The following is a 21,760-nucleotide window of genomic DNA, read 5'->3' on the forward strand; positions in this document are numbered from 1 at the left end:
CCGAGGGGTCCTTCCGAGGCGGTCGAGCGGGCGCGGGGCGGGGCGCGCTGCGCCGAAGGACGCGCAACGGCTCGTAGACTGCCCACTGTAGCGCTCGCGCAGGCCCCTTCGGACGCCGTGCCCGAGCTGTCCGCCCGCGACCCCCTGGAGGCCCTATGACCGCGCCGGAGCGGGCTCCCCTGGGGGCCGCCCTGGCCCTGCTGCTGACCGTGACGTCCCTCGCGGGCCCCCATGCGCCGGGGCTGATCGCGGTCGCGGTCGGCGCCATGGCGATCATGGTCGCCGCGGGGTGGACGGAGCTGCTCGAGCTGCCCGACGCCCTCGGCTCGCGGGTGGTGATCGCGGCCACGGGAGTGGTCGGCGCCGCGCTGACGCTGCTGGGCACCGACCGCCCCAGCCCCCTGCAGGGGGTGGCGGTGGTCGCCGCCGTCGGCCTGCTCGCGGCGTTCGTGCAGCAGATGCTGCGCCGCGAGCGGCGGGCGCTGACCCTCTCGCTCACCGGGACCGTCAGCGGCTCCCTTCTCGTCGCGCTGTCGTGCTGCTGGACCCTGGCCTCCTCCGAATCGGCGGGCGCCCCGGCGGCGGGCCTGGTCACGGCTGCGGGCGCGGGCCTGGCCGTCGCCCTGCTGATCGAGGAGACCCCGCTGCCCGGCCTGCTGCGCCTGCCGCTGTCGATGCTGGCATCGGCCGCGGTCACCGGCGTGGTCGCGGCGGAGCTGGGCGCGAGCGTCCTGCCCGTGGGGGCTGCCCTCGGGCTGCTGGTCGCCTTCGGCGCCGGCGGCGTGCACCAGCTGCTGGGATCGATCCTCGTCGCCCGGGAGCCCACCGCCTCCCTCGCCGTCGCCGCCGCACCCGTGGCCACCACCGGCGTGGTGGTGCTGATGGCGGTGCGGATCCTCGGCTGAGACCCCGCCGGACCCCTGCCGCGGCGCCGCCCGCGGCACGCCCGCCGGGCCTGCCGCGTCTGTAGACTGGCGGCCATGACTGCACTCTCGCTGTTCTTCCTGACCCTGGTGGTCCTCGTCGGCCTCGGCACCGCCGCCTTCGCCGTCCTGGTCCTCGCCCGCCTGTTCGATCGCTGATCGGGAGGCCGCGCCTGTGCCCATCGTCCTGGACCCCTCCCTCCCGGAGCCGCTCTACCCCCTGGCCTGGCTGGTCGGCCGGTGGCAGGGCTTCGGCGCCATCCAGCTGAGCGAGGAGGACGGCACCCCCGGCTCCCGCCGCATCGAGCAGGAGCTTCGGGCCGAGCCGACCCCCGAGGGCACCCTCTCCTGGACCGCCCGCACGGAGATGGTCGACACCGCCGCCCCCCTGCCGCCGACGAGCGCCTTCTCCCGGGAGGACGCCCCGGCCCCCGCGGCGCCGACCGGCACCGGGCAGCGCACCCTGCTGGCGAAGGAGCGCGGGATCTGGCGCGTCCTGGATCCGCTGCCCGGGCAGGATCTCGAGGCCGCGCGCGCGGCCAAGCCCGGAGACCCGGCCGGGATCATCTCCTACGGCCTCGAGGCGAGCATCGAGCGCGAGGACGGCCACGAGGTCTGGATCGGCGAGCTGCGCGGCCCGCGCATCCAGCTGGCCCTGCGCACCTCCCCCGATGCCCGCGCGGCGGACGGCTCGATCGCGGCCACCCGCATGTTCGGCTACGTCGGCGGGCGCCTCATGTGGCTGTGGGAGCGGGCCACGGACCCGGCCGCCCCCACCGAGCTCGCGCCCTACCTCTCGGTGGAGCTCGATCGTGTCTGAGCGCGCCCCGCTGCTGCGCCACGGCGCGATCCTCGCCGACGGGGCCGATGCCGCCGTCCCCGCCCACTACGGCGAGCTGCTGCGCGAGCAGCGGCGCCTGCTGGGCGGCCGCGCCGTCGTCGACCTCGGCCAGCTCGAGCTGCTGGAGGTCTCCGGGCCCGACGCCATGACCTGGCTGACCACCGTCACCTCGCAGGTCCTCACCGGCCGCGAGGTCGGCGAGAGCACCGCCCTCGCCGTGCTGTCCCCGCAGGGCCGCGTCGAGCACCTGGCATCGGCCGCGATCACCGGACCGGACGCCGCGCTGCTGATCACCGACCCCGGGCATCGCGCCGGGCTGCGCCGCTACCTGGAGATGATGCGCTTCGCCGCCCGGGTGGAGATCACCGACCGGGACGACCTGCGGGTCCTCGGCGGGGTGCGCCGCGCCGACGAGATCCCGGCTCTGGTCGAGCTGGGCCTGCCCGAGGCCGCGGCCGTGTGGACGGACCCGTGGCCCGCCGTCGCCCCCGGCGGCGTCGCCTATGGCCCCGACCCGGAGGACCCGGCCGGCTGGGTGCTCACGGTCCTCCCGGCCGAGGCGCTCGCCGCTCTTCCCTGGCACCGGGACGTCCTGGCCGGGATGCATGCGGCCGAGGCGCTGCGCATCGCGGACCATCGGCCGCGCCATGCCACCGAGGTCGACGAGCGCAGCATCCCCCACGAGCTCGACCTGCTGCGCACCGCCGTGCACACCGCGAAGGGCTGCTACCGCGGCCAGGAGACGGTCGCGAAGGTCCTCAACCTGGGCCAGCCCCCGCGCCGCCTGGTCATGCTGCACCTGGACGGCTCGCAGGACGTCCCTGCCGCCGCCGGCGGCCCGGTGCATCTCGGCGGCCCCGAGGGCAAGCCCGTGGGCACCGTCACCAGCGCCGCCGTGCACGTGGACCTGGGCCCCATCGCCCTGGCCGTGGTGCGCCGGGCCGTGCCGGTGGACGCCCCGCTGAGCGTGGGCGTCACCGTCGGCGACGAGCACGGCCAGCAGCAGCTCTGGCTCGACGCCTCCCAGGAGCCGATCGTGCTCGAGCGCGAGCACGGCGCCCGCCCGCAGACGCCCCGCCTCTGACCGCCCCTCGCGCCGCCGCCGCGGGTCCCCCGCATCTGCACAGGGCGTGCACGGGCCTCGCGCGTCCTCGCCACCCCGAGCGCGCCGGCGCCTGCCAGAATGGAGGCATGACGGCGAGCGCAGGACAGGGCAGGGCATGGAGCGAGCAGCGCGCGGAGGTGCTCGCCACCCAGGAGCGCGCCCTGGCCGCCGCCCGCCGCGAGGAGCATGAGAAGGCCACCGCCCTGATCCGCGAGGCCATCGGCCGCTTCCGGGCCGCCGGGATCGATCCGGTGCCTCTGCGGGCCCTGCCCTACAAGGGCGGCGGCAGCATCCGCACGCAGCTGCAGGGCTGGTACCTCAAGCACGACCGCTCCGTCGCGGTGGACACCGAGGCCCGCTACTACATCCTGCGCGTGGACGGCGGGCTCCGCTCCCGCCTGCGCGGCGCGACCCCGGATCCGGTGGACGCGCCGATGGTCGTGGGCCGCGGCGGCCGCGACGGCGAGTCCTTCGATCTTCCCGAGCTGCTGCAGATGCGGCTCGAGGACCCGGTGCGCCCGTGAGCACCGGCCCGATCCCCGCCGATCGCCCCTCGCTGCCCCGCCGGGCCGCCGATGCGCTGGCCGGGCGGGTGCGCGCCGGCGTGGGCCGCGGCCGCAAGGACTGGCTGATCATCCTGCGCGCCGCCTTCGCCGCCTCGATCGCCTACATGGTCGCCGGGCTGCTGTGGGGCCACCAGTTCCCGTTCTTCGCCTCCATCGCCGCGTTCGTCATCATCGGCTTCTCGGCCGATGCGAAGATCCGCAAGGTGATGGAGATGTCCTGCGGCGTGATGATGGGCGTGCTCCTGGGCGAGCTCGCCCACGTCACCATCGGCGCCGGCACCTGGCAGATCTTCGTGGTCATCTTCTGCGCCGGGATGCTGGCCCGACTGCTGGACTCCGGGGTCATGTTCGGCATCCAGACCTCGATCCAGTCGCTGCTGGTCATGATCATGCCCGCGACGCCGACGATGACCCCCGGCGGGCGGATCCTCGACGCGATCACGGGCGTGAGCATCGCGATCCTCGTGCATCTGCTGCTGTCGGGGGACCCGCGGCGGATCCAGCGCCGCGCCGCGGAGGTCTTCTTCCAGGAGCTCGACGACGCCCTGGTCGCCCTGGCCCTGGCCGCGCGCACCGGCAGCGCCGAGGTGGCCCGCGCGGCGCTGGTCAGCGTGCGCAAGAACTCCCAGAAGCACACCGACGAGTGGCGCCTGGCCAACGACGCCGCCAACGAGATGGCGACCTTCTCCCCCACCGGTCTGCGCCATGCGGCCGATGTCCGACGCATGCAGCAGCTGCTGGTCGGCTCGGACCGCGCCATGCGCAACGTCCGCGTGATCGCCCGGCGGGAGGTCGAGTTCCTCTCGGTGGTCGACGGCGCCCCGCATGCCCGGCTGGCCGATGCCCTGCTCGCGGGGCGCGACGCCGTGACCGCGATCCGCGACGGGATCGAGTCGGACGTCGACTTCACCGCCGCCCGCCGCCGGCTGCGGCTGTTCACCTCGTACCTGACCCCCGAGACGCTGCTGCTCAGCGACGAGGGCGTGCGGCCGGGCCGCGCCGGGCACTTCGAGGGCGTGACCCTGGTGATCCAGCTGCGCTCGCTGGCGATCGACCTGCTCGAGGCGACGGGGCTGCCCCACAAGGACGCCAAGCAGTTCCTGCCCAGCCTGCTGGTGGCCGCCGACGGCGACACCGTCGGCCCCCGCCCGATGACCCGGGAGATGCAGGCGGTCGAGCCGCCGGCCACCACCGAGGCCCTCGAGCTGCTGATCGCCGACCGCTCCGACCCCGACCGCCGCCGCTGAGGGCCGCGCGGTCCTCGCGCAGACCCGGCAGTCCCGCGAGCCGCCCCGGCCGACAGGTCCAGGCGGTGCCCCGGCGGGCCGGTGCGGGCGGTGCTCCGCCGGGCAGGTCCAGGAGCCGCCCGGACGCGAGGACTATCCTGAGTCGCATGATCTTCGCCGTGCAGCAGTGGATTTTCGCCGTGCTGGCCCTCGCCCTGTTCGTGGCGGAGCTGTGGGCCTTCGTCAACGCGGTGCGATACCGGCCCGATGCGTATCTCGCCGCGAGCAAGCGCACCAAGAACTTCTGGATGCTGCTGACCGGGCTGGCGGTGCTGCTGGGCTTCCTCTCCCTGCCCTGGCCCATCGGGGGCGGCGGCGGGACCATGCTGTTCATGATCGGCGGGATCGTCATCGCCGGGGTGTTCCTCGCCGACGTGCTGCCGGCCCTGCGCGCCGTGATGGGCCGCGCCCGCAACAACCGCTACTGACCCCGGCCCTCCCGCCGAGGCGCCGCCGGCGCCCCATCGGGACGCCGCCGGACGGCCGAAGGGCCCCGCCGGGATCGCGGACGATCCGGGCGGGGCCCTTCGGGGGTCGCGGCCGCGTCAGGACGGGCCGTGCCGGGAGAGCAGGTCTCAGGCCTTGGTGCCGGCCGAGCGCAGGTTCTCGCAGGCCTCGACGACGCGCTTCGCCATGCCGGCCTCGGCGAGCTTGCCCCAGGCGCGGGGGTCGTAGGCCTTCTTGTTGCCCACCTCGCCGTCGACCTTGAGGACGCCGTCGTAGTTGGTGAAGAAGTGGCCGGCCGCCGGACGCGAGAACGCGTACTGGGTGTCGGTGTCGATGTTCATCTTGATGACGCCGTTGTCGACGGCCTCGCGGATCTCCTCGAGGGTCGAGCCGGAGCCGCCGTGCATGACGAGGTCGAACGGCATGTCCTTGCCGTACTTCTCGCCGACGGTCTTCTGGATGTCGAGCAGGATCGACGGGGTGAGCTTCACGTTGCCCGGCTTGTAGACGCCGTGCACGTTGCCGAAGGTGAGAGCCGTGATGTAGCGGCCCTTCTCGCCCAGGCCGAGCTTCTCGGCGGTCTTCAGGCCGTCCTCGGGGGTCGAGAAGAGCTTGTCCTCGTCGACGTCCGCCTCGTAGCCGTCCTCCTCGCCGCCGACGACGCCGACCTCGATCTCGAGGATCTTCTTGGCGGCGACGGACTTCTCGAGCAGCTTCTCGGCGATCTCGAGGTTCTCGTCGACCGGGACGGCGGAGCCGTCCCACATGTGGGACTGGAACAGCGGGTCCAGGCCCTTCTTCACGCGGTTCTCGAGGTCCCACTCGATGAGGGGCTCGACCCAGCTGGCCAGGTTCTCCTTGGCGCAGTGGTCGGTGTGCAGCGCGATGGTGACGCCGTAGTCCTTGGCGACCTCGGTGACGAACTGCGCCAGGGCGATCGAACCGGAGACGCGGTTCTTCACGGTCGAGCCGGAGAGGTACTCGGCGCCGCCCACGGAGACCTGGATGATTCCGTCGGACTCCGCCTCGGCGAAGCCGCGCAGCGCCGCGATGGCGGTCTGCGACGACGACACGTTCACCGCGGGGTAGGCGAACTTGCCGGCCTTCGCGCGGTCGATCATCTCGCCGTACTGATCAGGGGTTGCGATGGGCATGGATGCTCCTTGCACGCAGGGTCACGGTCTGTGGGCGCTCGGGAGCTCCCACGCGAGCCCGATTCTCTCATGGTCCGGGCCGAGGGCAGCGAGGCGTCCCCGCCCTCGGGACGCGGCCCCGGCCCGGCCGCGCGATGCCTCCCTGACCTGCACGGATTCTGCCGGGGCCGGGGCTCTGCTCAGGGCCGCGGTCCGGACCCGTGGACGAGGACCCAGGTGTGCATGGCGATCGCGGCCGCGGCCGCGACGTTCAGGGAGCGGGTCGAGCCGTACTGGGTGATGGCCAGGACGTCGCGGCAGGCGTCCAGCAGGGCCGGGCTGATGCCGGGGCCCTCCTGGCCGAACACGAGCACGGCCCGCTGCGGCAGCACCGCCGTCTCCAGGGGGACCGAGCCGGGCACGTTGTCGATGCCGATCAGCACCCGGTCCTCGGCCCGCGCCCAGGCGACGAGATCGGCGACGTCGGGGTGGTGCATCTCGTGCTGGTAGCGGTCGGTGACCATGGCGCCGCGCCGGTTCCAGCGGCGCCGCCCGACGATGTGGAAGGCCTCCACCGCGAAGGCGTTCGCGGTGCGGACGATCGAGCCGATGTTCGCGTCGTGCTCGAGGTTCTCGATGGCCACGTGCAGGCCGTGCCGGCTGCGGTCGAGGTCCGCGATGATCGCCTCGCGCCGCCAGTACCGGTAGCGGTCCACCACGTTGCGGTGATCGCCCGCCGCGAGCAGGGCGGGGTCCAGCCGCGGGTCCTCGGGCCAGGGCTCCGGGTGCGGGCCGACGCCGACGGGACGGCCGTGCCGCGCCTCGGGCCCGTCGGGCGCGCTCGCCGCCGCATCATCGTTCGCGGTCATGGTCCGTCATCGCCTCCAGCTCGTCGGCATCGGGGTCGGGCAGTCCGGCGGCGCGGCGGCGCCGCTCCCGGCGCAGCAGCTGCACGAACCACCACCCGACCAGCAGCGCCACGATCGCGTAGACGACCGTGGAGACCGCGTCGGTGTACGGCTCGATGACGTGCCAGTTGCTGCCCAGGGTGTACCCGAGGGTGAGGAACAGAGTGTTCCAGAGGGAGCTCCCGGCCGCGGTGAGCAGGGTGAAGCGGCCGATGGGCATCGCGTACAGGCCCGCGGGGATCGACACCAGCGAGCGCACGCCCGGCACCATGCGGCCGAAGAAGATCCCCTTGGTCCCGTGCCGGTCCATCCAGCCGACCGTCCGGTCGTAATCCTCGACGTGCACCAGCGGGAGGCGGACGACGAGGCGGCGCAGCCGCACCGGGCCGAGCGCGCGGCCCAGCCCGTACAGCAGCCATGCCCCGCTCACGGAGCCCAGCAGGGAGAAGGCCAGCATCCCGAGGAAGGAATGGTGCGGCCCGGCGGCCGCGACCCCGGCCAGCGGCAGGATCACCTCGGACGGGATCGGGGGGAAGACGTTCTCGAGGAAGATCAGCAGCGCCACCCCGAGCCCGCCGAAGCGGTCCATCGTGCTGACCGCCCAGTCGACGATGTTCATCGGCCCCTTCCCGCCGATCCTTCCGAGAACCCGCGTCGCAGCACATCGTAGGGCGGGCCCCTCCGAGGAGCCTCCAGGCACGCCCTGTGCCCCTGCCGGGGCGGCGCTACTGTGTGGCCATGACCTTCAACCCGAATGCGGAGATCCGCTCCGACAACGTCTCGAGCTCGGGCGGCGGGGGCGGGATGCTGGGCGGGGGCCGCGGCCCCCGCGGGAGGATCGCGCTGGGCGGCGGCGGAGGCTGCCTGCTGCTGATCATCGTGATCATCTACGCGCTCGCGGGCGGGAACCCGCTGGAGCTGCTGGGCGGCACGACCACGGGGCAGGAGCAGCCGGTGACGGGCGAGGCGCTCGCGGGCTGCGAGACCGGCGAGGACGCCAACCGGCGCGACGACTGCCTCGTCCAGGCGACCATCGAGTCCGCGGACTCGTTCTGGTCCCAGGCCGCGCCCGCGGCGGGGATCGACTTCTCGGAGCCGCGCGGCACGCTGTACCCCGGCCAGGTGCAGACGGGCTGCGGTCCCGCCACCAGCGCGGTGGGGCCCTTCTACTGCCCGGCCGATGCGACCATCTACATCGACGCCGGCTTCTTCGAGGAGCTGGAGTCCCGGTACGGGGCCTCGGGCGGCCAGCTGTCCAAGATGTACGTGGTCGCCCACGAGTACGGGCACCACATCCAGAACCTCGACGGCACCATGTCCCGCATCGACCGCAGCGGCACCGGCCCGCAGTCCGACGGGGTGCGCCTGGAGCTGCAGGCCGACTGCTACGCGGGCCTGTGGACGCGGCACGCCACCAGCACCGTGGACGAGAACGGCACCGCCATGCTCGCCCCGCTCACGCGCCAGGACATCGAGGACGCCCTGTCCGGGGCGAGCGCGGTGGGCGACGACCACATCCAGGGGGAGGTCGCCGGCGGCGAGGTCAACCCCGACTCCTGGACCCACGGCTCCTCCGAGCAGCGCCGCACCTGGTTCCTGCGCGGCTACGAGGAGGGCACCTACCAGGCCTGCGACACCTTCTCGGAGGCGGAGGTCTGAGGCCCCAGGGCTCCGCGCGCCCGAGGCGCCGCGCGGCGATCCCGGTCGACCCGCGGCGCGGCGCCCTCCCGGGCACGGTGCCCGGGCGCGCGGCTCAGAGGCCCAGCTCGTCCAGCTCGTAGGCGTACAGGTAGCGCAGCCCCGCGCTCTCGACGGCCTCGCGGGAGGCTTCGGAGCGGTGGACGATCACGGCGACCGTGTCGATCCGGGCGCCCGCCTCGCGCAGCGCCTCGACGGCGGTCAGCACGCTTCCGCCGGTGGTGGAGGTGTCCTCGACGGCGACCACGCGGCGGCCGGCGACGCCCGGGCCCTCGATGCGGCGCTGCAGTCCGTGCGCCTTCTGCTCCTTGCGCACGACGAAGGCGTCGATCCCCAGCCCGGCGGCGGCGCTCGCATGCATCACGGCGGTGGCGACCGGGTCCGCGCCGAGGGTCAGGCCGCCGACGGCCTCGACCCCGGGGACCAGGCCCGCCTCGCGCAGCACGTCCAGCATGACCGTGCCCACCAGCGGCGAGGCCTCGTGGTGGAGGGTGATGCGGCGCAGGTCGACGTAGTAGTCGGCCTCCGCGCCGGAGGAGAGCGTGACCTTCCCGCGCACGACGGCGAGGTCACGGATGAGCTGGAGCAGGCGGTCGCGAGCGGCGGTGTCGGTCATGGCCCCAGGGTAGCGGCCATGCCCCGACTCGGCCTCCTGCGCCCGCGGCCGCCGGCTCACTCCTCGCTCTGCTGCCAGGGGGCGTGCAGATCGCGCCGGGAGGCGCGGCGGCGGGCCCGGGAGACCTTCTTCTCGATCAGCCGCTGCTGCCAGCGCGGCGAGGCCAGGCGCCGCATCAGGCTGCGCGGCGCGATGCGGGAGAACTCCCCGGCGGTGCGGTACTTCACCGAGGGGATCGAGATGACCTGGCCCTTCGCCGTGTCCTTGAGCGCCTGCTCGACGACATAGGGCGCCTTCAGCCAGGTCACGCGCGGCAGCCCTTCGACGTTCATGCAGGCCCGTTCATGGAACTCGGTCTGGACGAACCCGGGCAGCAGCGCGGTCGCGGTCACGCCCGTGCCCTTGAGCTCGGTCGCGAGGGACTCGGTGAACACGGTCACCCAGCTCTTCGATGCGGCATAGGGGCCGGTGGCCGTGTAGCCGGCGAGCGAGGACACGTTGAGGATCGCCCCGCGGCGTCGCTGCACCATGACCCGGGCCGCCGCATGGGAGAGCACCAGCACGGCGCGCATGAGCGTGTCCATCTGCCGCTCGTGGTCCTCGACCGGGACCTCGAGGAAGGTGCCGCGCAGCCCGTAGCCGGCGTTGTTCACCAGCAGGTCGATGGGGTCGACGGGATCGGTCAGGCGCCGGGCCACGGCGTCCAGGCGGCGTCTGTCGGAGAGATCGGCCGCGAGCACGTCGACCTCCACGGAGTGGACGTCGCGGATCTGCGCCGCGATCGCGTGCAGGCGGCCCTCGTTGCGCGCCACGAGGACGAGGTCGTGGCCGGTCCCGGCGAGCTGCCAGGCGAACTCCAGGCCCAGGCCTGCGGTGGAGCCGGTGACCAATGCGCGCGTCATAGGCCGATCGTACGGCGAGCCGGGCATCTGCGCAGGTGCCCTTCACGGACCCTTCACCCGGGGCCGGCGTCGGTGCGCGCCGTTAGGATCGGGAGCATGCGAATCGCCACGTGGAACATCAACTCCCTGCGCGCCCGGACCGAACGCGTCGTCGCGTTCCTGGATCGCCATCAGGTCGACGTCCTGGCCCTGCAGGAGATCAAGGCGAAGCCGGCGCAGCTGGTCCTGGATCCCCTCCTCGAGGCCGGGTACGAGGTCGCCGCCCACGGCCTGAACCAGTGGAACGGGGTCGCGCTCATCTCCCGGGTCGGGCTGGCCGACGTGCGCCGGGAGCTGCCGGCGGTGCCGACCTGGCCGGAGGAGCCCGGTGGCGTGGTCGAGGCCCGCGCGATCAGCGCGGTGGTGGGCGACGGCCTGCGGATCTGGTCGCTGTACGTGCCCAACGGCCGGGAGATCGACCACCCCCACTACGCCTACAAGCTGCGCTGGCTGGAGGCCCTGCGCGCGGAGGGCGCGCGGGAGCTCGCGCAGGACCCCGCCGCGCGGGCGATCCTGTGCGGCGACTTCAATGTGGCCCCGCAGGACGAGGACGTCTGGTCGATGGAGTTCTTCGAGGGCCGGACCCACGTCACCGAGCCCGAGCGCGCGGCCTTCCGCGCCGTGGTCGAGGCCGGATACGCCGATCTGGTGCGCCCGGAGCACCCCGGCCCCGGCGTCTACACCTACTGGGACTACCAGGCGCTGCGCTTCCCCAAGAAGGAGGGCATGCGCATCGACTTCCTGCTGGGGTCCCCTGCCGTGCAGGCCGCGACGACCGGGTCGTTCATCGACCGCGAGGAGCGCAAGGGCAAGGGCGCCTCCGACCACGCGCCGGTCGTCGTCGACGTCGACCTCTGAGGACCTTCCCGCGCACAGGTGCGGCCCGCTCTCCGCGACGTGCGGGGGCGGGCCGTCCGCGTCCGGCGCCACCTCGCCGGGCTCCGGCGCCGCGGTCCTCCCACGGCGCCGCCTCGACGCGGTCGGGACCCGGGATCAGGCGTGCACCTGTCCTGCTGTCGAGGAGCTGTCGGCTCCCCGCAGCGGGTCCGTGTCGTGGACCGTCCGCACGTGGGTTCCGAGCCCCTTCCGCGTCGATGTGAGGTACACCATACTCCCGGCGTCGGCCGTCGACAAGAGCCTCTGACCTGCACGGACGCCCCGTCGATCCGCAGCGGCCGGGGCGGCTGGGCCGCTGTTCCTCCCCAGCGCCGACTTCTCCCCAGAACGGCCGCGGCCGATGCGCCGGCACGCGTCCCGCGCCCACGATGTGGCGCATGGCAGCTCCTCCCGCAGACCTCCGCACCCCCGATGTCCGGCGCCCGCCCTCCCGCTTCCCCGCGGTGCGCGACCCCGCCGTGCCCGGCACCGCCGTGCCGGCCCCGGCCCCGGCCCCCGCGGACGGCGCCGACCCGGTCCGCGCGCCCGCCGTCCCGTCGGCCGCGGGGGCGGCGAGGACGACGGGGGGCTCGAGGGCCGAGGCCGAGGCGACCGCCCCGCGCGACCGCGCCAGGTCCGCGCCGCGGGTGCTGTGGTGCGGGGACGACCAGGGGCTGCGCGGCCTCGTGGGCGATCACGTGGCCGCCGCCGGCGGCATCCTCGCACCGCAGACGGAGGCCGACGCTCCCCCGGCACCCGGCTCGGGCAGGGCGGACCTCGTCATCGGCACCGTCCCGGGGCTCGCCCGGCGCTCCCCTGCCGCGTCCCGGTCCCGCGAGAGCGCCCCGACGCTGATCGCGGTCACCGGCGAGGCCCCGCTGGACGACGAGGAGTGGCGCCTCTGCCTCCGTCTCGGCGTGGAGGCGGTGGTGCGGCTGCCGCAGGAGTCGGGACAGCTGCTGGACCTGCTGGGGCAGGCGCTGCGCCCGCGCGGCGGCGCGCTCGTGCTGGGCGTGGCGGGAGGCTGCGGCGGCGCCGGCGCCAGCTCCCTGGCGGCCCGCCTCGCCGGAGCCTGGGCGCGGCGCGGCACGCCGACCGTGCTGGTGGATGCCGATCCCCTGGGCGGCGGCCTGGATCTGCTGGTGGAGGCGCCGGCCTCGCGCGGCGGCGCCTGGGAGGACGTGGGCCGCCTGGACGCCCAGGACGGAGCCCAGCTGCGCGAGGGCCTGCCGGTGGTCGACGGCGTGCACCTGCTCACCGCCCGGGCCGGGGGCGCCCCGAGCCCGGAACGGACCGCGGCCGCGCTGGCCGCCCTGGCCCCGCTGGACGGCGTCGTGGTCGCCGATCTCGCCCCCGACCACGTGCCGGCCGCCCTCGCCCACCTGGACCGCCTCGCGCTGGTCGTCCCCGCCGCCGAGCACGCGGTGCGGGCCGCCGCCCGGCGCCTGGCCGGCTGGGACGGCGCCCGCGGCCGCTGCGAGCTGGTGGTGCGCCGATCGCGCGGGCCGCTGCGCCCCGGGGACGTCTCCGCCGACCTCGGGCTGCCGCTGGCCGGGCATTTCGCCGACTCCTCCCCGCAGCTGGTCCCCCTGCTGGACGTGCGCCGCCGCGGCGCCGACAAGCTGTGCGCGCAGCTGGCGCGGCGCTGGCAGGAGGCATCGCGATGGACGAGCTGATCCGACGGGTCCGCGACGATCTGGTGCGCTCGCCGGGGCCCGTGGACGTGCCGCGCGTGGCGCGGCTGCTGCGCGACGCCGGACAGGTCGTCGGGGCCGCCGAGCTGCTGCGCACCACCGCGATGCTGCGCGACCACGTGCACGGTCTCGGCCCCCTGCAGGGTCTGCTCGGCCCCGGGGTCACGGACATCCTCGTCAACGGCGACGGCAGCGCCTGGGTCGACGCGGGCGAGGGCCTGCAGCGCAGCGAGATCGTGCTGAGCCCCGCGCAGGCCCGGGACGTGGCGGTGCGCCTGGCCACCCTCGGGGGCCGCCGCCTGGACGACGCGGTGCCGTTCGTGGACGCGCACCTTCCCGGCGGCGCGCGCCTGCACGCCGTGCTGCCGCCGCTGTCGACCGCCGGGACGCTCATCTCGCTGCGCCTCCCCGCGGCCCGCGCCTTCGACCTCGAGGGCCTCGAGCGCGCCGGGGCCTTCGATGCCCTGGGCCGGGAGGTCCTCGAGGCCGTGGTCGCAGCCAAGGTGGCGTTCGTCGTCTCGGGCGGCACGGGCAGCGGCAAGAGCACCGTCCTGGCGGCGATGCTCGCCCGCGTGCCCGCCCAGGAGCGGATCGTCATCGTCGAGGACGCGCAGGAGCTCGAGGTCGATCACCCGCATGCCGTGTCGCTGCAGTCCCGCCATCCCAACAGCGAGGGCGCGGGCGGGGTGGACCTGTCGGTGCTGGTGCGCCAGTGCCTGCGCATGCGCCCGGATCGGATCGTCCTGGGCGAGTGCCGCGGCGCCGAGGTGCGGGACCTGCTGCAGGCCCTGAACACGGGGCACGAGGGCGGCTGCGGGACGCTGCATGCGAACACCGCGGCGGACGTCCCTGCCCGGCTGGAGTCCCTCGGCGCCCTCGGCGGCCTGGACCCGCGGGCGCTCGCCGCGCAGGCCGCGAGCGCCCTGGACGTGGTCATCCACCTGGGGCGGCACGACGGGAGGCGTCGCCTCGAGCACATCGCCCTGCTGCATCGGGCCCGCGGCGGCGAGCTCACCACCACGCCGGCCCTGGACCTCGCCGGGGAGGCGCCGGCCGCCGGACCGGGCTGGGAGGAGCTGTCCGCCCGCCTGGGCCTGCCCGAGACGCTCGCGACGGCGCGCAGCGCGGGACGGAGGGCCGCCCCGTGATCCCCGCTCTCGTGCTCGCCGCCCTCCTGGTGCTCCTGCTGTGGGTGTGCGCCGCCGCCCCCGCTCCGGTCGTGGCGCCGACGGCGGGGACCGCGCCGCCGCCGGGCCGGCGGGGCAGGTCCCGGCCGGATGCGCTGGACGTGGCCCGCATGGTCGAGCGCCTGGCGACGGTGCTCGGCAGCGGCGTCAGCATGCCCGAGGCCTGGTCGAGCGTCGCGCGGTCCCTCCCGCCCGGTGAGCTCGCGGAGTTCTCCCGCCGCCTCGCAGCGGGCTCCACCCCGCGCGCCGCAGCCGGTCCGGCGCTGCGCGGGCTCGGGGAGGTGGCCTCCCTGCAGGCGGCGCTCGACGTCTGCGCCCGCACCGGCGCGCCCGCCTCCGGGGTGCTGCTCTCCCTCGCCCAGGCGCTGCGCGACCTCCACGATGCCCAGCTGGCCCGGGGCTCCGCCTTCGCCGGACCGCGCAGCACCGCCCGGATCCTGCTGGTGCTGCCGCTGGCGGGGATCGCCCTGGGCACGCTGATCGGGGTGGATCCCGTCGGCGTGCTGCTGGGGACCCCCTCCGGGAGGGCGCTGCTGGTGATCGGCTGCGCCTTGACGGCCGCGGGCTGGTGGTGGATGCACCGCCTGCTGCGGGCCGCCTCGGGACGTCCGCGGGTCGAGGTCGACCCCTCGGTCGTGCTCGAGCTGATCGCCGGGCCGCTGGTCGCCGGGGTCCCGCTGGCCGGTGCGGTCCGTGCCGTCGGCGAGGCGATCCACCCGACGGCCGCGGGCGCGCGGCTGTGCGCCCTCGCCGCGGCGCTGACCGCCGGGGTCGGCCCCGAGGCCGCCACCCGGGAGCTCGGGCCGAGCCTGGCGCCGCTGCGGGAGGCGGCGCTGCTGGCCCATGGATCCGGCGCGGACCTCGCGCAGATCCTGCGCTCGAGCGCCGCCGACTCCCGCCGGATGCTCGCCCGCGGCGCCGAGGCCGCGGCCGCGCGGCTCGCCGTGCGCCTGGTGCTGCCCACCGGGCTCACCCTGCTGCCCGCCTTCGTGGTGCTCGGCATCATCCCCACGCTCAGCTCCCTGCTCGGCGGGGCCTTCGAGGGCGGGACGCTGCTCTCCGCCGGGCCCTGACCCGCACCCGAGACCCCCGGAGAGCTCTCCGGGCCGGGCGGCCGCTCCGGTCGCCCACCCCGCGGCGCTCGCGCCGCCCGACGAAAGGAACACCATGTCCATCACCCTCACCACCGTGCCGGAGCTCTCCTCCCCCGCGGACGAGCTCTCGCACTCCCTCGCCCCGGTCCCCGGCGACGGCCCCGCAGCCCGCGGCTCCGAGGTCCCCGCCGCCCTCTGCGCCGAGTGCCCTGCGGCCCGAGGCCCCGAGGCGACCACCGCCCAGGACGAGATCGAGGAGCCGTGGCTCCTGGACGCCCTGGCCGATGAGACCGGCGCCTCGACCGCGGAGTACGCCATCACCGTCCTGGCCGCCTGCGGCTTCGCCGCGGTGCTGGTCGTGCTGCTGAAGTCGGGAGAGGTCCGCGGCATGCTGATGAGCATCATCACCACCGCGCTCTCCCTGGGGCAGTGACCGGAACACCCCGATCCGGCCGGCCCCGGTCCTCCTCGCTGCGGGAGGACCGGGGCTCCGCCACCGCCGAGACCGCGATCGTGCTCCCCGTGATCGTGGCGCTCGTCCTGGTCATCGCCGTGGCCGGGGTCGGGCTGTCGCTGCAGGTGCGGCTCGAGGCGGCGGCGCGGGCCGGGGCCCGCGAGCTGGCCCGCGGCGAGAGCCCCGGATCGGCCCGGGAGGCGGCGCAGCGGGTCGGCGGCGCGGACACGCAGGTGTCCATCGGCGGGGACGGGACGTGGGTGCGCGTCGAGACCAGCCGCACCCTGCACGGCCCGGCCGGCCTCCTGTCCGGGGCGCGCTGGACCCTGCGCGCCGATGCGGAGGCGCGCCGTGAGCCGCATCTGCTGGACGGCGCCGCGCTCGCGGTCGCCGGGTTCCCGGCGCGGCGACGGAGGGGACCGTGAGCGCGGAACGGCGCGGCGCCCGGGCCGCGATCGTCTCCGATCGCGGGTCGGCGCCCGCGGCCGTGATCGCCTGGGTCGGGATGGCCGTGACGATGCTCGGGGCGCTGTCGCTGCTGGGCCTGGGGGCGGCCGCGCAGGCGAGGGCGGACACCGCCGCGGACCTCGCCGCCCTGGCCGGGGCCGATGCGCTGGCCGCAGGATCAGGGGATCCGTGCCCGATCGCCGGCGAGGTCGCCCGGCGCAACGGCGCGCAGCTCGCGTCCTGCGCCGTCGCCGGGAGGGACGTGATCGTCACGGTCGCGGTCGATGCCGGCGCCCTGCCGCCGGTCTCCGGCCGGGCCCGGGCCGGCCCCGCCCCGTCGTCGGGCCTGCCCCGATGAGCTGCGCAGCCGCCCGGGGGCGGCAGGCCGCGGTCAGTCCGTCCCGGCGGGCCGCAGCAGGTCCAGCAGCAGCGCGGCCCCCGACTTGCTCAGGGGCTCGTTGCCGTTGCCGCACTTGGGCGAGACGACGCAGGCCGGGCAGCCGGATGCGCAGGGGCACTCCGCGATCATGTCGGCGGTGGCACGCACCCAGGCCGCAGCGTCCTCGAAGCCGCGCTGGGCGAAGCCCGCCCCGCCCGGGGCGCCGTCGTAGACGAAGATCGTCGGCTCCCCGGTGTCCTCGTGCAGGGCCGTGGACACCCCGCCGATGTCCCATCGGTCGCAGGTCGCCAGCAGCGGCAGCATCGAGATCGCAGCGTGCTCGGCGGCATGCAGCGCGCCGGGCAGCATCTCGCCGGAGAGCTCATGGGCATCGGTCAGCGTCTGCGGCACCACCCACCACACGGCGCGGGTGGTCAGGGTCCGCGGCGGCAGGTCCAGGGGGTGCTGGGCGAGCACCGCCTGGGTGAACACGTCCCGCACCTGGTACCCGGTGACGTGGTCGGTGACGTCGACCGTGCCGAAGCACAGCGAGATGCCGCCGGCCCAGGGGATCTGCTGCTCGACCTGCCGCACCCGGATGCTGGAGGTCGACTGCGGGTGCGTGGAGTGGAGGGGGTCCTCGCGGTGGACGAAGGCGACGGCCTTCTCCACGTCGAGGTGGTCGACCACGAAGGTCCGCCCCTGGTGGAGGTAGACGGCGCCGTCGTGGACCTGGGTGTGCGCGCTCGCGGCATCGACCGTCCCCAGCAGCACCCCGCTGCCGGCGTCGACGATCCGGACCGGCTCGCCTCCGCTGCCGCGCAGGTCGGTGAGGTCGTGGGCGCTCTCGGTGAGGGTCCAGTACCAGCCTGCGGTCCGGTGCCGCAGCACGCCGCGCTGGGAGAGGGTCAGCAGCAGGTCCCGCGCCGTGGGCCCGAAGATGCCCTCGGTGCCGTCCCGGATGGGCAGCTCGGAGGCCGCGGCGCACAGGTGCGGGGTCATCACGTACGGGTTGGCGGGGTCGAACACGGCAGCCTCCACCTCCGTGCCGAACAGCGCCTCGGGATGGTGCACGACGTAGGTGTCCAGCGGGTCCTCCCGGGCGATCAGCACCGCCAGGGCGCCGCCGTCGCCGTCCTGGCGCCGTCCGGCGCGCCCGGCCTGCTGCCACACCGAGGCCCGGGTCCCCGGCCAGCCGGCGATCATCACCGCATCCAGTCCCGCCACGTCGATGCCCAGCTCGAGGGCGTTGGTGGAGGCCAGCGCCCGCAGCGCGCCCGAGCGCAGGGACTCCTCCAGGGCGCGCCGCTCGGAGGCGAGGTACCCGCCGCGGTAGGCGGCGATCCGTCCGGCCCGGTCGGCGAGCTCGGCCGAGGAGCGCTGCTGGGCCTGCTCGCCGAGCATCCGGCGCGCCCCGTCGGCGACGAGCTCCGCGCCGCGCCGGGACCGGGCGAACACGAGGGTCTGCACATCCCGCGCGACCAGGTCCGCCAGCAGCGACGCCGCCTCCGTGGTCGCCGAGCGGCGCAGCATCTCCTCCCGGTCGGCGTCCGCCTCCTCCCCATCCTGCGCATCGGGCTCCGCAGAGCCGGTCGCCGCGCCCGGGGATGCGGAGGCCCCGGCCGCGCCGGAGGGCTCGCCGGCCGGGTCGGTGCCCCGGCGGGCGCCGGGGGTGCGGGTGCCGGGCTCCCACAGCGCGAACGTGAGGCCCGCCCGGGGGGAGCCGTCCTCGGTGACGGCCTCGACGTCTGCACCGATCAGCCGGGAGGCCGACAGCTCGGGGTTCGCGGTGGTCGCCGAGGCGAGGATGAACGTCGGGTCCGCGCGGTAGTGCGCCGCGATGCGGCGCAGGCGGCGCATCACCATCGCCACGTGCGAGCCGAACACGCCGCGGTAGCTGTGGCACTCGTCGATCACCACGTAGCGCAGGGCGCGGAAGAAGTGCGCCCACTGCTCGTGGCCGGGGAGGATCCCGAAGTGGAGCATGTCGGGGTTGGTCAGCACGAAGGAGCCGTGGCGGCGGATCCATCGGCGCATCTCGGTGGGCGTGTCCCCGTCGAAGACCGCCACCCGGGCGTCGCGGATGCCCGCGCCGTCGGCCAGGGCGACGATGTTGGTCATCTGGTCCGCCGCCAGCGCCTTGGTCGGCGAGAGGTAGAGCACGCTCGCCCGGCGCTGCTCCGGATCGAGCTCGCGGGCGCCGATGGCGGTGAGCGCGGGCAGCAGGTACGCCAGCGACTTCCCCGAGGCGGTGGCGGTGGACAGCACCACGTGCCGGCCCTCGTGCGCGAGCCGCGCCGCCTGCTCCTGGTGGATCCACGGGGCATGGATGCCCTGGTCCGCGAGATGCTCGAGCAGCCGGGGGTCGGTCCAGTCGGGGAACCGGCCGGTGCGTCCCTCCCGCCGCGGCAGGTCCTCGACGTGGGTGATGCAGGAGCGGCGGGTCAGCGGCTCGGACAGATCGCGCAGCAGATCATGGGCCCTGCCTCGGCGCACCGTGTTCCTCGCTTCCCCGACGGATCCGCGCAGTCCCCTCACAGGGCCTCCCCGGGCGCCCCTCGGGCGCTGGGGCACAATCGTAGCCATGCCCACACCGCCGCCTGCGGCCCCGCCCCGCCCGCTCCCCCACCTGCTGCCCGCGCTGCGCTCCGACCTCCGCGCGGCCGACTACTCGGTGGCCCGTGCCGAGGAGGTCCTCGGGCCTGTCGCGGTGGGCGCCCTGCGCCGGGAGGACCCGGCGCCGGCGCGCCGCGTGCTCGCGGCGCGCACCGATGCGTTCTCGGTGCTCTATGCGCTGTTCACCCTCGGTGCCCGGCCTCCGCGGCCCGCGCTCGAGCAGGCGCTTCCCGCCCTCACGGTCGACGGGGCGATCGCCCTGGGCCTGGTGCGCGAGGAGGCGGACGGGACCGTCGCCGCGCAGGTGGACCTCTCCCCGTACGCCGCCTCCGACGACCTCGGCGAGATCCGCTGGTGGATCGCCTCGGACCTGTCCGAGCTCGCGACCGGTGCCCCGCTGCACCCCGACCATGTCCTCGGCGTCGGCGGCGCGTCCCTGACCCTGGCCCGGATCACCCCGCGACGACGGGTCGACAGCGTGCTGGATCTGGGCTGCGGCGGAGGGATCCAGGCGATGCACGCCTCCCGGCACGCCCGCCGGGTGGTGGCCACCGACCTGTCCGCGCGCGCCCTCGCCTTCGCAGGATTCACCGCCGCGCTGAACGGGATCGAGATCGAGCTGCGCGAGGGCTCCCTGCTCGACCCCGTGGCCGGGGAGACCTTCGACCTCGTCGTCTCCAACCCGCCGTTCGTCATCACCCCGCGCGGCGAGGAGTCGGCGTACACCTACCGCGACGGGGGCCGCGCCGGGGACACGCTGCTCGCCGCCCTCCTGGAGGAGCTGCCCGCGCACCTGGCTCCCGGCGGCACCGCCGTCATGCTCGGCAACTGGGAGATCTCCACCGGCGCCGCCTGGGACGAGCACCCCCGCGCCTGGTTCGCCCCGGCGATCGCCGACGGCGTCCACGCCTGGGTCGTCCAGCGCGATCGCGAGGATCCCGCGGCCTACGCGGCCACCTGGGCCCGCGACGGCGGCGTCACCACCCGCGATGCCCGGTGGGAGCCGCTGATCGGTGCATGGCTGGACGACTTCGAGGCCCGGGACGTGGAGGGCATCGGCTTCGGCTACCTGCTGCTGCGCCGCCCGGCCCGGCCGACGACCGCCCGGCTGGTCGCCGAGGAGGTGCACGGCACCGGCAGCGGGACCCTCGGCGCGCACATGGGCGAGAGCCTGGACGCCCTGGAGCATCTGGCGGACCTCGGCGACGAGGAGCTCCTGGCCTCCCGTCCGGTGCGCGCCGAGGACGTCGTCGAGCGCCGCCACCTCACCCCCGGGGCCTGGGACCCGATGCTCATCGAGCTGGTCCAGGGCGGCGGGCTCGCCCGGGCGGTGCCCCTGTCGCAGACGCTCGCCGCGACGGTCGGCGCCTGCGACGGCACCCTCACCCTGGGACAGATCATCTCCGCCGTGTGCGCGCTGACCGATGCCGACGAGGCGCAGGTGCGCGCGGAGGAGACCGGCCGGCTGCGCGAGCTGGTCCGCACCGGGATGCTGCAGCTGTGAGCGCCGTCCCGCCCTCGCCGGCCACGCCCGAGCTGCCGCCCTCGCCCTCCCCCGCCCCGGCCCCGGCCCCGGCCCCGGCCCCGGCCGACGCTCCCCCGCAGCCCGGACCGCCGTCGCCCGCCGCGCGCACCGGACGCGCCGGGCACGTCGTGCGGGCGGTGAGCGCGCTGCTGGCCGCCGTCGTCTGCGGGCTCGGGACCTGGCAGCTGGTGCGCTTCGCCGTCGGCACCGCGCGCGGGCAGCGCCTGGACCAGCTGATCCTCAGCGCCGCGCAGGCCGACGGCTCCTTCGTCGCGCAGCTCGTGTTCCCGGCGATCTCCACCGTGACCGTCCCGGTGATCATCGCGATCCTGCTAGCCGCGGGGGTGCTGTGCATCGCCCGGCGGCGGGTGGGGCTGCTCGCGCAGATCACCGCGATGGTGATCGGCGCGAACCTCACCACCCAGGTCGTCAAGCATCTGCTGGTGCCCCGCGACGTCCTCGCCGAGGGCATCGAGGTCACCCCCAACTCCTTCCCCTCCGGGCACACCACCCTCGCCATGGCGGCGGCGGTCGCGATCGTGCTCGCCGTCCCGGACCGGCTGCGGTCCCTGGCGGCCGTGCTCGCGGCGGGCTGGGCCGTCGGCGCCGGCGTGGGGACGATGGCCGAGGGCTGGCATCGGCCCAGCGACGTGGCCGGGGCCGTGCTCGTGGTGGGGGCATGGACCTTCCTCATGCTGGCGCTCGACGCCGCGGCCGCAGCGGCCGGCGGCCCCGCGGCCCCCGCGCGTCCGAGGGCGCGGGAGGGCGCCCCGGCCCGCCGCTCCGGAGCGGCCGGAGCCGTGCTGCTGATCGCCGTGGCGATCGTCGCCGTCGCCGGTGCGCTCCTGGCCGGCGCCGCGATCCCCACCCCGCTGCAGCTGGAGGACATCGCCCACCAGCGGACGGCCTATGCCGCCTCGATCCTCGCGATCCTCGCGGGCACCAGCGCTTTGGTCGGAACGGTGCTGGTGCTTCGGGTAGACCACACTTCTCGGTGAGGCCCGGCCCGGACCGTGTACCGTGA

The 21,760-nt window shown here is 75.4% G+C and carries 22 protein-coding genes; 16 read left to right on the forward strand and 6 right to left on the reverse strand.

All coding sequences use genetic code 11. The features are described 5' to 3' along the window. Positions 1-155: 155 nt before the first annotated feature. From ABD234_RS16405 to ABD234_RS16430, 6 genes are all read left to right on the forward strand, one after another. Positions 156-905, forward strand: a complete 750-nt coding sequence (locus ABD234_RS16405; RefSeq protein WP_038373658.1) for a hypothetical protein — start codon at positions 156-158, stop codon at positions 903-905. Positions 906-1,098: 193 nt separating this feature from the next. After that, the gene (locus ABD234_RS16410) at positions 1,099-1,743 is read left to right on the forward strand and encodes a heme-binding beta-barrel domain-containing protein (protein ID WP_038373657.1); all 645 of its coding nucleotides are present in this window, start codon (positions 1,099-1,101) and stop codon (positions 1,741-1,743) included. Next, complete coding sequence (gene ygfZ, locus ABD234_RS16415; protein ID WP_344358545.1) at positions 1,736-2,848, forward strand: CAF17-like 4Fe-4S cluster assembly/insertion protein YgfZ; 1,113 nt, start codon at positions 1,736-1,738, stop codon at positions 2,846-2,848. Before ABD234_RS16410 ends, ygfZ begins: the two co-directional genes overlap by 8 nt. Positions 2,849-2,955: 107 nt before the next feature. Further along, complete coding sequence (locus tag ABD234_RS16420; RefSeq protein WP_038373654.1) at positions 2,956-3,393, forward strand: hypothetical protein; 438 nt, start codon at positions 2,956-2,958, stop codon at positions 3,391-3,393. Beyond that, a complete protein-coding gene (locus ABD234_RS16425; RefSeq protein WP_038373653.1) occupies positions 3,390-4,682 on the forward strand; it encodes an FUSC family protein in 1,293 nt (430 codons plus the stop codon). The genes ABD234_RS16420 and ABD234_RS16425 overlap by 4 nt, the downstream gene beginning before the upstream one ends. 146 nt (positions 4,683-4,828) lie before the next feature. Next, entirely contained in the window at positions 4,829-5,149 is a 321-nt protein-coding gene (locus ABD234_RS16430; RefSeq protein ID WP_038373652.1) for a DUF2516 family protein, read from the forward strand. Positions 5,150-5,296: 147 nt separating this feature from the next. Here the strand turns inward: ABD234_RS16430 and fbaA are convergent, their stop codons facing one another. The 3 genes from fbaA to ABD234_RS16445 all read right to left on the reverse strand — a co-directional run bounded on the left by fbaA (position 5,297) and on the right by ABD234_RS16445 (position 7,828). After that, positions 5,297-6,322 carry a class II fructose-bisphosphate aldolase gene (gene fbaA / locus ABD234_RS16435; protein WP_038373651.1) on the reverse strand — a complete coding sequence of 342 codons (1,026 nt, stop codon included), beginning with the start codon at positions 6,320-6,322 and terminating at the stop codon, positions 5,297-5,299. A 179-nt stretch (positions 6,323-6,501) separates the two neighbouring features. Further along, positions 6,502-7,170 (reverse strand): TrmH family RNA methyltransferase, encoded by a 669-nt coding sequence (locus ABD234_RS16440; RefSeq protein WP_344358552.1) that lies wholly within the window; start codon positions 7,168-7,170, stop codon positions 6,502-6,504. Continuing rightward, a complete protein-coding gene (locus ABD234_RS16445) occupies positions 7,154-7,828 on the reverse strand; it encodes a DedA family protein (protein WP_344358555.1) in 675 nt (224 codons plus the stop codon). Before ABD234_RS16445 ends, ABD234_RS16440 begins: the two co-directional genes overlap by 17 nt. A 119-nt stretch (positions 7,829-7,947) precedes the next feature. Between ABD234_RS16445 and ypfJ the strand changes: the two genes are divergently transcribed. Continuing rightward, the gene (ypfJ, locus tag ABD234_RS16450) at positions 7,948-8,868 is read left to right on the forward strand and encodes a KPN_02809 family neutral zinc metallopeptidase (RefSeq protein WP_344358558.1); all 921 of its coding nucleotides are present in this window, start codon (positions 7,948-7,950) and stop codon (positions 8,866-8,868) included. A 94-nt stretch (positions 8,869-8,962) separates the two neighbouring features. On the opposite strand, the gene pyrE is transcribed toward ypfJ, so the two are convergent. Further along, on the reverse strand, positions 8,963-9,523 hold the full coding sequence (pyrE, locus tag ABD234_RS16455; protein WP_344358561.1) for an orotate phosphoribosyltransferase: 561 nt from the start codon (positions 9,521-9,523) through the stop codon (positions 8,963-8,965). A gap of 56 nt (positions 9,524-9,579) precedes the next feature. Beyond that, complete coding sequence (locus tag ABD234_RS16460; RefSeq protein WP_038373643.1) at positions 9,580-10,425, reverse strand: SDR family NAD(P)-dependent oxidoreductase; 846 nt, start codon at positions 10,423-10,425, stop codon at positions 9,580-9,582. A gap of 96 nt (positions 10,426-10,521) precedes the next feature. Between ABD234_RS16460 and ABD234_RS16465 the strand changes: the two genes are divergently transcribed. The 7 genes from ABD234_RS16465 to ABD234_RS16495 all read left to right on the forward strand — a co-directional run bounded on the left by ABD234_RS16465 (position 10,522) and on the right by ABD234_RS16495 (position 16,574). Beyond that, positions 10,522-11,322, forward strand: a complete 801-nt coding sequence (locus ABD234_RS16465) for an exodeoxyribonuclease III (RefSeq protein WP_344358566.1) — start codon at positions 10,522-10,524, stop codon at positions 11,320-11,322. Between the two features lie 416 nt (positions 11,323-11,738). After that, complete coding sequence (locus ABD234_RS16470; protein ID WP_344358569.1) at positions 11,739-13,016, forward strand: CpaE-like family protein; 1,278 nt, start codon at positions 11,739-11,741, stop codon at positions 13,014-13,016. After that, the gene (locus ABD234_RS16475) at positions 13,004-14,182 is read left to right on the forward strand and encodes a TadA family conjugal transfer-associated ATPase (RefSeq protein ID WP_344358573.1); all 1,179 of its coding nucleotides are present in this window, start codon (positions 13,004-13,006) and stop codon (positions 14,180-14,182) included. Before ABD234_RS16470 ends, ABD234_RS16475 begins: the two co-directional genes overlap by 13 nt. Beyond that, positions 14,179-15,294: a type II secretion system F family protein gene (locus tag ABD234_RS16480; RefSeq protein ID WP_344358576.1), complete on the forward strand. Its 1,116-nt coding sequence runs from the start codon at positions 14,179-14,181 to the stop codon at positions 15,292-15,294. Before ABD234_RS16475 ends, ABD234_RS16480 begins: the two co-directional genes overlap by 4 nt. 94 nt (positions 15,295-15,388) lie before the next feature. Then, a complete protein-coding gene (locus ABD234_RS16485) occupies positions 15,389-15,748 on the forward strand; it encodes a DUF4244 domain-containing protein (protein ID WP_344358581.1) in 360 nt (119 codons plus the stop codon). After that, positions 15,745-16,194, forward strand: coding sequence for a TadE family type IV pilus minor pilin (locus ABD234_RS16490; RefSeq protein WP_344358584.1), 450 nt, complete (start codon positions 15,745-15,747; stop codon positions 16,192-16,194). The genes ABD234_RS16485 and ABD234_RS16490 overlap by 4 nt, the downstream gene beginning before the upstream one ends. Beyond that, on the forward strand, positions 16,191-16,574 hold the full coding sequence (locus tag ABD234_RS16495; protein WP_344358587.1) for an Rv3654c family TadE-like protein: 384 nt from the start codon (positions 16,191-16,193) through the stop codon (positions 16,572-16,574). The genes ABD234_RS16490 and ABD234_RS16495 overlap by 4 nt, the downstream gene beginning before the upstream one ends. Before the next feature lie 33 nt (positions 16,575-16,607). Here the strand turns inward: ABD234_RS16495 and ABD234_RS16500 are convergent, their stop codons facing one another. Beyond that, positions 16,608-19,091, reverse strand: coding sequence for a DEAD/DEAH box helicase (locus ABD234_RS16500; protein ID WP_344358590.1), 2,484 nt, complete (start codon positions 19,089-19,091; stop codon positions 16,608-16,610). A gap of 88 nt (positions 19,092-19,179) precedes the next feature. On the opposite strand from ABD234_RS16500, the gene ABD234_RS16505 reads away from it, so the two are divergent. Together ABD234_RS16505 and ABD234_RS16510 are read left to right on the forward strand one after the other, a co-directional pair. Beyond that, complete coding sequence (locus ABD234_RS16505) at positions 19,180-20,715, forward strand: DUF7059 domain-containing protein (protein ID WP_038373637.1); 1,536 nt, start codon at positions 19,180-19,182, stop codon at positions 20,713-20,715. Continuing rightward, entirely contained in the window at positions 20,712-21,734 is a 1,023-nt protein-coding gene (locus ABD234_RS16510; RefSeq protein ID WP_344358594.1) for a phosphatase PAP2 family protein, read from the forward strand. The genes ABD234_RS16505 and ABD234_RS16510 overlap by 4 nt, the downstream gene beginning before the upstream one ends. Positions 21,735-21,760: the final 26 nt, after the last annotated feature.

It is taken from the genome of Brachybacterium phenoliresistens, assembly GCF_039530785.1.
In the GTDB taxonomy this organism is placed as follows: domain Bacteria; phylum Actinomycetota; class Actinomycetes; order Actinomycetales; family Dermabacteraceae; genus Brachybacterium; species Brachybacterium phenoliresistens.